General features: G+C 60.7%; 8 protein-coding genes. 3 read left to right on the top strand and 5 right to left on the bottom strand.

Going from position 1 to position 9,213, the window contains the following annotated elements; all coding sequences use genetic code 11:
• Positions 1–7: 7 nt before the first annotated feature.
• The 4 genes from NKH23_RS20295 to NKH23_RS20280 form a co-directional block, all read right to left on the bottom strand.
• Entirely contained in the window at positions 8–1,240 is a 1,233-nt protein-coding gene (locus NKH23_RS20295) for an ABC transporter ATP-binding protein (RefSeq protein ID WP_352718878.1), read from the bottom strand.
• Between the two features lie 3 nt (positions 1,241–1,243).
• Positions 1,244–2,047, bottom strand: a complete 804-nt coding sequence (locus NKH23_RS20290) for an ABC transporter permease (protein WP_352718877.1) — start codon at positions 2,045–2,047, stop codon at positions 1,244–1,246.
• Between the two features lie 1,069 nt (positions 2,048–3,116).
• The gene (locus NKH23_RS20285; protein ID WP_352718876.1) at positions 3,117–3,710 is read right to left on the bottom strand and encodes a DJ-1/PfpI family protein; all 594 of its coding nucleotides are present in this window, start codon (positions 3,708–3,710) and stop codon (positions 3,117–3,119) included.
• 151 nt (positions 3,711–3,861) lie between these two features.
• Complete coding sequence (locus NKH23_RS20280; RefSeq protein ID WP_352718875.1) at positions 3,862–4,554, bottom strand: GntR family transcriptional regulator; 693 nt, start codon at positions 4,552–4,554, stop codon at positions 3,862–3,864.
• Positions 4,555–4,892: 338 nt separating this feature from the next.
• On the opposite strand from NKH23_RS20280, the gene NKH23_RS20275 reads away from it, so the two are divergent.
• From NKH23_RS20275 to NKH23_RS20265, 3 genes are read left to right on the top strand one after another with little or no spacing between them, the layout of a single operon-like run.
• Positions 4,893–6,119, top strand: coding sequence for an iron-containing alcohol dehydrogenase (locus NKH23_RS20275; RefSeq protein ID WP_352718874.1), 1,227 nt, complete (start codon positions 4,893–4,895; stop codon positions 6,117–6,119).
• Positions 6,120–6,137: 18 nt separating this feature from the next.
• On the top strand, positions 6,138–7,625 hold the full coding sequence (locus tag NKH23_RS20270) for an NAD-dependent succinate-semialdehyde dehydrogenase (protein WP_352718873.1): 1,488 nt from the start codon (positions 6,138–6,140) through the stop codon (positions 7,623–7,625).
• Between the two features lie 11 nt (positions 7,626–7,636).
• Positions 7,637–8,458, top strand: coding sequence for an alpha/beta hydrolase (locus NKH23_RS20265; RefSeq protein WP_352718872.1), 822 nt, complete (start codon positions 7,637–7,639; stop codon positions 8,456–8,458).
• Here the strand turns inward: NKH23_RS20265 and NKH23_RS20260 are convergent, their stop codons facing one another.
• Positions 8,459–9,208, bottom strand: a complete 750-nt coding sequence (locus tag NKH23_RS20260) for a ribonuclease activity regulator RraA (RefSeq protein WP_352718871.1) — start codon at positions 9,206–9,208, stop codon at positions 8,459–8,461.
• Positions 9,209–9,213: the final 5 nt, after the last annotated feature.

Below are 9,213 nucleotides of genomic sequence, written 5' to 3'. Positions count from 1 at the left end.
ACAAGCGTCAACGCCTAGTCACCCATCGGTGCGGAAAGCTGACACTGCCGAAGCCGGGTTGGGCGGTAACCGGTCGGTTGTCGAGCAAGCCGGGCATGACATCGAACACGGCGGCGGTCTCGACGTGGTCTTCGACCACCCTGTCGTCCGCCACTAGCGCCACATCAATCCTGTAGCGCCCTGGTCTCAGCATAAGGCTCTCTACATGCACCGTGTAGACTTCGCCCTGACGATCATGCTCGGAGTGCTCCATCGTGTCGAATGACGTCACAGGATCGCCGAGGTCGTCAATAATGGTAATAACGCATTGTGCAAGTTCGCGCGGCCCATCGACCTGAAGCCGAAAAACCGCCGGCTGCCCCGACGCGACGGGACCCGTTTTGTTGAAAACCTCGATGCCGACGACGCGCAGGCGGCCTCGCCCGGTGCGCGTCGTTCGTGTACTCAGATCGGTGCTCGCTCGCGCTTCCAGTGTCTGCAGATAATTCCGGACCAGGTCGCCCGTCGGGCCGTCGGCCAGGATCGTCCCGCCGTCGATAAGAATTGCGCGGTTGCAAAGCCGCTGCAGAACCGACATCTGGTGGCTAACGATCAGCACTGTGCGGCCCGTTCCGGCAACGCTTTCGGCCTTGGCAATGCATTTCTTCTGGAATGCGGCGTCGCCAACGGCCAATATCTCATCGATCACCAGAATATCGGGATCGACATGCGCGGCAATCGCGAAGGCCAAGCGTAAGTACATGCCGCTTGAGTAACGCTTGACGGGCGTGTCGAGAAACGGCTCGACGCCGGAGAAATCGACGATTTCATCGAGCTTGGATCTGATCTCGGCGCGCCGCATGCCGAGTATCGCTCCGTTGAGATAGATGTTCTCGCGGCCGGTCAGCTCCGCGTGGAACCCCGTGCCGACCTCCAGCAAAGCTCCCAGCCGTCCGCGTATCGTCGCGCGACCGGAAGTCGGCTCCACAATCTGCGCCAATATCTTGAGAATGGTGCTCTTTCCCGCGCCGTTGGGTCCGATCACGGCAAGGACGTCGCCTGCGCGCACCTGGAAGGAGACGTTCCTCAGGGCCCAGAATTGATCGTCTCCACCGTTGCGTCGACCCAAAGCGGGCTTCCTGTGAAGGATTCGCCTTGCGCCGCTGGCCAGCGCGTCCCGCAAGGTAGGGAAGCTATTGTTCGCCACCCCCAGTCTGTAGGCCTTGGAGAGATTGGTGGCTTCAATCACTGTGTCGGTCATTGCTCAGATCAGGTCCGGAAACGCGCGTTCGGACTTTGAGAAAATAGCCAGTCCGGCAACGAGAAGGGCCAGCGAGGAGAGAGTCGATATCGAGATCATGACCCAATCGGCGGGCGTGCCCAGTACGCTCCAGCGCATGGCTTCGACTATCCCCACCATAGGGTTCAGGCTGTAGAGCGGCCGCCAAAAGTGCGGCACGAGATTGCCCGGATAGACAACCGGAGTCATGAACAGAACTATCTGAAGGCTGAACGGCACGAGATATCCCACATCGCGAAAGCGGACATTGATCGCAGATAGTGCCACTCCCAGCCCCGTCGCCGACGCAGCCATGACGAGCACGAACAGTGGCAGGAAGATCACCTGTGGTGCCGGCCAGATTCCGAATGCCAGCAGCGCCGCGAACAAAAGAGTGAGGCCGACGATCATATCGGTCAGGCACGTGGCCATAGCGGATATGGGAATGATCAGACGCGGAAAATAGACGCGCTTCACAAGTTCCTGGTTGCTGACAAGGCTGCCCGTCATGCTGCCAACCGCCCGCGAAAAAAAATTCCACGGCACGAGCCCACACAGGACAAACAGCGGGTATGGCGCTCCGTTCGATGAGATGCCCACGAGTCGGCCAAACAAGACGCTGAAGACCGACATGGCAACGAGCGGCTGCAACATTGCCCAGAGCACACCCAGATAAGTCTGGCGGTATTTGACCTTGAAATCGCGCCAGGCCAGGAAGAACACAACTTCCCGATATCGCCAAAGTTCGGAAAGGTCGATCAGCCGCCGCTTGCGGGACGGATCGATCACTGTCTCAACAGCTAAAGGTTGCGGGTCTGTCCGTACCGACACTATGATGGCGTCCGCCCTCCCTTGACGGCCCCATTGAGGCCTACATTTCCGCGCAGTGCAATCAGGACTTTCTCGGAAGTCTATTCTCGGGGAACGCTCGAATGCCTGGACTATTGTTTCAGCCTCCGCCAGCCGGCTCTGCGACAACAGCCACCGCGGTGATTCCGGATCAGAAACAGGAGCCCTAAGACCCCTGCGCCGAAACTGCCGAGGCAAAACGCCCAGCGCCACGCGTCGAGCCCAATGGCTGGAGCGGCGCAAGCCAGCGGGCGATGAAGATTGTAGCAGTGGGGGCCAAGGGCGGCGGTGGTGCTGACGAGAAGGATCAGCATGCCACGGCGTCTGGGCGGCAGGATTTCCGTCAGGTAGGAAATGACCAGAGGTGGAAGGCCCCAAGAGCGATGCCCGAATGCCACGCAGCACTGTAAGGGATTGGATGTCTCGGCTAAACGCGGCAAGGAGCGAGACCACAGTGAGGAACAGCAACACGCCAGAGAGCACGAACTTTCGCCCGTAACGATCGGCGAGCCATTTCGGTAAGAAATTACGAACGTCGTGCCCCGCCGCGTACACTCCAGGCTTTCCTTCAGCCACGGCAAGCGATTCCAGCAGACCGAGTGTTGAGCCTCCAATCGCAATTCGATCGGCTCCTACGTCAGCCCGCTGGACAACCTTCTGGACATGACTCCTGCGCAACGTACCGTCCTGCCGGCGAAGGCCCTCCCTGACCTGCCACTGAATTTTCATCCGGCTGCAGTTAGAGCCTCGGCGGGTTTTACGCCGCCGCAACTCCACTCGGATTGAGGTTGCCTGCCGAGCGCATCTGGCTTCGGCAAGGGAAACACTGATGCGCTGCTCACAGGATTTGATTAAACGAGCACCAATGCATGACGAAATGCTTCTGATCCCTGGGACGCAAACTCAGCGTGATGCAGATGCTTTATGATCCGAAGCCGAATTGGCGGTGACAAGTTTCCTCTGCAGCAAGGGAACCGACGCAGCCTTTTGGATGCGCCGGAGCAAAGGTCTACGCGTGGCGGATTTCCGTCCCCAGCACCTTCAGGCATTCGCGGATGAACGCTGCAAGCGCCGTCCAGCCTTTTGCCGAAACCATCGTCCCATCCACATAAGCCTCCGTTGGAGACAGGTCGATATAGGTGCCGCCCGCAAGCGTCACTTCGGGCTCACATGCCGCCAGTGCGCCGACCTTCTTGCCACGCACGACGCCGTCTACCGCGATCAGGATTTGCACGCCGTGGCAAATTGTGAAGATCGGCTTCTTCGTTTCGTGAAAATGGCGCACCATCGCCTGCACACGCTTGTTCGTGCGGATGTACTCGGGACCACGACCGCCGGCGCAGTAAACAGCGTGGTATTGCTCCAGCTGCTTCTCAGCGTCGGAAAAGGTCTTGTTGATCAGTGCATAGTGGCCGAGCTTTTCGGTGTAGGTCTGATCGCCCTCGAAATCGTGCAGCGACGTTTTGATCAGGTCTCCGGCGCTTTTGTCTGGGCACACGACATGAACAGTGTGGCCCACCGCTTCCATCGCCTGCTGGTAGACGAAGATTTCGTATTCCTCGGTGAATTCACCGGTCAGCATCAGGATCTTTTTGCCTGGCATGGTACTTCCTTTCCTGTGACAACGGCCGGGCGAGACCTGTACTCGCCCGGTGGGTTTGAGTTTCTAGAAGGTGAATCGGGGAGGTAGTATTCGTTGGCACTGGCCTGCGTGATGATCGTCGACGACGGGTACGGGGACATCGGGACAAGTCTCAGTCGAACGCCAGCAACAAACGGTCGCGGGAATGCTCGATATGACGACGCATCGCCTGCTCGGCAGCGGCAGGATCGGCCGCAGCGAAAGCGGCCAGGATGGCCTCATGCTCGTCAAGCGCCTCTTCGGTGACGCGCGAATGGAACATCAGGCGAAAGATGTGGAAGTGGGTATGCTGGTGCGCCAGCGTCTCGCGCACGAGTTCGTTGTCGGCGAATTCCATGACCCTGTCGTGGAAAACAGCGTCCTGGCGGGCGAAGTTGGAATACCGCAGGCGCTCGTCCTTGCCCTCACGGCGCGCCATGACGCCTGCGGATTCCTGAAGTACGGCAAGTTTCGCCTCGTCCATGAGCGCCGCTGCCTTGGCCGCTGCATGAGGCTCGAGCAACAGGCGAAGCTCGTAGAGTTCGTCAAACCGTCGTTTCGTGATCTGCGGCGCAGCGCGGTAACCGATCAGATGCGTCTTCAGTACAAGGCCTTCGCCTTCGAGCCGGCCGAGCGCCTCGCGGATCGGCGTGTGGGAGACGTTGAATTCCTTGACAAGACTGTCGACCGTGATGCGCGAGCCCGGCGCAATCTTCAGCGACATGAGTTGCGCAAAAATCGCTTCGTAGACGTCCTCAACCAGGCTGCTGGAGCGCTGGATACGCCCGCCGGCGAGGTTCGCTCCGTCTACACTGGGTAAGTTCATGGCCTGCACGTTTTGCCTCTTGACACATTGAGTCGCTAACACGATGCTCCGACCAATGCAATCCTATATCATATACGATTTTATAGAGGATATAATTTGAGGCTGTTTCGAGACGAAGCAATGGCACTTGCAAAGGCCCTGCTGGAACAGCGTGCCGCCCTGGCAGCCCGTGCTTCCTCACCTGCGGAACCTGAACGGACCGCCAGCGTTGCGGGCGATGGTTCGGCGCGTCGATACGCAACCGCGCTGCAAGTGGAGTTTGACGTCAAACCCAGCCTTTGGGCCGAGTTGAACGCCCTTCCGTATCCCAATCCAGACATCATCACAGGATGCAGGTCATGAGCCTTTTCGCTGCCATAAGGCTGCCGCGCGAAATTCTTTTCGGGAAAGGCCAACGCCACGTCATCCCGGTTGTCGCGGCCAGGCTCGGGCGTCGAGTGCTCGTCTGCACCGATGAACGTTTTGCCGCAACAGGCCCGTTCGCAGAGATTGTCGCGGCGCTGCGAGCCGCCTCGATAGACGTACTGGTGCATGACCGTGTGCTACCCGACGTCCCCCGGGACACGGTTGCCGTCTGCGTCGAGGAAGCGCGGCAGTTCGCGCCCGACGTGGTGATCGGCATTGGCGGCGGCAGTTGTCTCGACATGGCCAAATGCGCGGCGTTGCTCATCAGTCACGGCGGTCAGCTCCAGGATTACTACGGTGAGTTCAAGGTGCCCGGCCCGACACTGCCGCTGATCGCGGTGCCGACGACAGCCGGCACCGGCTCTGAAGTCACCCCGGTTGCCGTGATCGCGGATCCGGATCGCACGTTGAAGGTCGGCATCTCCAGCCCGTACCTGATCGCGGCCGCGGCCATCTGCGATCCTGAACTGACGATGACATGCCCGCCGGCATTGACAGCGATCGCAGGCGCCGATGCGCTGACGCATGCAATCGAGGCCTTCACCGCCGTCAGGCGTGGGACCGATCCCGGCCTTCCCCAGAAACATGTCTTTATCGGCAAAACCGCTTTGACCGATCATTTCGCCCTGCTGGCGATCAAGCTGCTTGGCCGAAGCCTTGAAACGGCATACCGCCAGCCGTCTGACGAGGACGCCCGGGCCGACGTCATGATGGGTGCACTTGCAGCCGGCTGCGCGTTCGGAACGGCCGGTACGGCGGCAGCGCACGCAGTGCAATACCCGGTTGGCGCGATAACCCACACCCCTCACGGAATGGGTGTCGCCACCATGCTGCCGTACGTCATGAAGTACAACAGAACCGCCGCAGCGACCGAGATGGCCGAGATCGCCAGCGCGCTCTGCCTCGATGGAAAAGGCCGGAGGCCCGAAGAGTTGGCCGACGCGACCATTGGCGAGGTCAGTCGGCTGTTTGGGGCAATCGGGATCATCCCCACGTTGGCCGAGCTAGGGCTGCCTGCCGACAAGCTCGATTGGACGGCGGAACAAGCGATCGGTATCGAGCGCCTCATCAAGAACAATCCGCGGCCATTCGATTTGGGATCCATGCGACGCCTGGTCCAGGCCGCCTTTGATGGCGACCTCGCCAGCTGCGTCATGTAAACAATCGGGAATATCGAGATGAACACGTTTTCACAGGTTCTGTCGGATGATCAGGGCGTCAGCGACTTCCACACGATTTCGCACGGGCTGTATATTGACGGCCAATGGCGGCAGTCCGCGGATGGCAGGGTAATTCCGGTCATCGATCCTTCGACGGAAGCCGTCATCGCTGCCGTACCCGATGCGACCTTGGAGGACGCGGCCGCCGCCGTTGACGCCGCTGCCAAGGCGGCCCATGGCTGGCGGACAACGTCGCCGCGAAAGCGTTCCGAGATCCTCAGACGCTGCTTTGAGTTGATGACGGAACGATCGGAGGCACTGGCTACTCTCATCGCATTGGAAAACGGCAAGGCCCTGCGGGATGCCCGAGGCGAGATCGCTTACGCCGCGGAATTTTTCCGCTGGAATGCCGAGGAGGCCGTTCGCATTACCGGTGAATTCGGTACTGCGCCTTCCGGCACCAATCGCATTGTGGTCGACTACGAACCAATCGGCATCTGCGTCCTGATCACGCCCTGGAATTTTCCTGCCGCGATGGCGACGCGCAAGATCGCGCCGGCACTTGCCGCTGGATGCACGGTGATCCTGAAGCCGGCCAGTGAGACCCCGCTTACCGCCTACGCGCTAGCCGCGCTCTACCAGGACGCAGGCGTTCCGCCGGGGGTGGTCAACGTCCTGACAACCTCCAGTCCCGGGCCTTTGACAGCCGCCATGCTGGCCGATCCGCGGGTGCGCAAACTCTCCTTCACCGGTTCGACGGGTGTGGGTCGCGCTCTGCTGGCAGAGGCTGCCAGGCATGTGGTCTCGTGTTCCATGGAACTCGGCGGCAACGCACCGTTCATTGTGTTCGACGACGCCGATCTCGAAGCAGCGCTCGATGGCGCAATGGTGGCCAAGATGCGCAACGCCGGCGAGGCCTGCACGGCTGCAAACCGCCTCTACGTGCAATCTGGCATCTACGAAGCCTTCTCCGAGGGCCTCGAGAAGCGGATGTCGTCGCTCAAGGTCGGCGCCGGCACCGACCCGGACACGGAATGCGGGCCCATGATCACGAAGAAGGCGGTCGAGAAGATAGACCGCCTTGTCGTCGACGCGGTCGCACGAGGCGCGCGGGTCTTGTGCGGTGGCTCAGTGCTGTCCGGACGCGGTTTCTTCTATCCTCCGACGGTGCTTCGCGACGTGCCGGGCGACGCAAAGATGGCGCATGAGGAGATATTCGGGCCGGTGGCGCCAATCTCGAGCTTCGAAGCCGAGGCCGAGGTCATCGAGCGCGCCAATGACACCGAATATGGGCTTGCTGCCTACATATACACGCGCGATCTGGCGCGCGGCATGCGGGTGGCCTCCCGGATCGAGGCCGGGATGATCGCTCTCAATCGCGGGCTGATGTCCGATCCTGCAGCTCCCTTCGGCGGCGTCAAGCAGAGTGGGCTTGGCCGCGAGGGAGGGCAGCATCACGGCATTGCCGAGTTCATGGAGGCGAAATACCTCGCCGTCAGCATGTGAGCAGAAGAAGAATGCAAGGCGATCCCTTTCGCATCCGCGACCACGTTGCTGACTTTGACCAAATCGTGCAGGACATTGTTGACCGCAGCGAGGCCGCCCGCGCCGCCATTGCGATGGCCGCAGACGTGGCCTACGGACCAGATCCGACCGAGACGATGGACCTGTTCTTTCCCGCGTGCAAAAGAACGGCGCTTCCGGTGCACATCTTTGTCCATGGCGGCTACTGGAGAATGTTCTCCAAGCGCGACTATTCATACATGGCGACGACGATAACCCAGGCCGGGGCCATTGCCGTCATCCTCGATTATGCTCTGATGCCCAAGGTCAGAATGGCGACGATCGTCGACCAGGTGCGCCGCGCCAAGCAGTGGATCCTGGCCAACATCGCCGCTCATGGCGGAAACCCGGCGGCCCTGACTGTCAGTGGTCATTCGGCAGGAGCACATCTTGCAACGTTCCTGTTCGACGGCGCGCATACCTCCTCGAATGTGAGGGCAGCCCTTCTGCTGAGCGGGCTCTACGATTTGAAACCGCTCCAGGATTCCTTTCTCGCCAACGAGATTGGAATAACCGACGAGGAAGTCGCCATGTTCACGCCGCTCGCCTGTCGGCATGATCCTCAAACCAAGGCGACGGTTCTGGTCGGAGCCAATGAGACGCCACCCTTCCATCAGCAAGCCGATCGGTTCAAAGCAAGCTTGCTGCGGCAGGGATCGTTGGTAAGGTCGCATGTGCTCCCGAACCGCAACCACATGGATAGCGTCAGAGATCTCGGCGTGCCGGGGACCGAGGCTGCCGATTGCCTGGCAAAACTGATCGCCAAGGCCTGCTGACTAACTCGGGTTCTCCAGGCGGTTTGTTTTGCGCCACTCCTCGTACTCCCCGCGGGCATCGTCATGCAGCGGATAGTAGCGTTGCAACGGGCCGCCCTCCATGAGCTTCCCTCGTGAGAATTCCTCCCAATCATGATGCTTCTGTGATTCTTCGATCACCTTCGGGGCCATCACGACGGGAAGCACCACCACGCCGTCGTCGTCGGCGACGATGATGTCGCCGGGGATCACCGTGACACCGCCGCAGGCAATCGGAACGTTGACGGCATTGGGATAGATGCTGGTCTGCACGTGATAATTTGGCGTCCAGCCGCGCAGCCATAGGGGCAGATCGAGCTTTTCGACATTGGGCCGGTCGCGCATGCACCCATCGATGACGATACCCGCCCCGCCCCTGCCCTTGAAATACGTCGACATCATATCGCCGAAGACGCCCGAGCTCATGTCGCCGCGCGCGTCGACCACGACCACATCGCCCTCCTGCGCGTGATAGAGCACGTGCCGGTGCAGTTGCGTCTCCGGATCGGCATATTCTCCTTCGGTGAAGAGGTCCGGCCGCTGCGGCAGGAACTGCAGCGTCAGCGCCGGCCCCACGATCGACTTCCCGTGGTTTTGCGCCACCGGACCAACCATGTGCGGATTGCGGAAGCCCATGTGGCCAAGCGTGCCGGCAACCGTCGCGGCGCCGATCTCCCTTAGCGCGTCGATCAGGTCTTTAGGCGGCCGCGTAATGTCGGACGTATGCGTCATTGTGG

It is taken from the genome of Mesorhizobium sp. M1328 (assembly GCF_040318075.1).
GTDB lineage: Bacteria > Pseudomonadota > Alphaproteobacteria > Rhizobiales > Rhizobiaceae > Mesorhizobium.
Note: the sequence above shows the minus strand (reverse complement) of the source record. Positions and strands in the feature narration are given on the sequence as shown.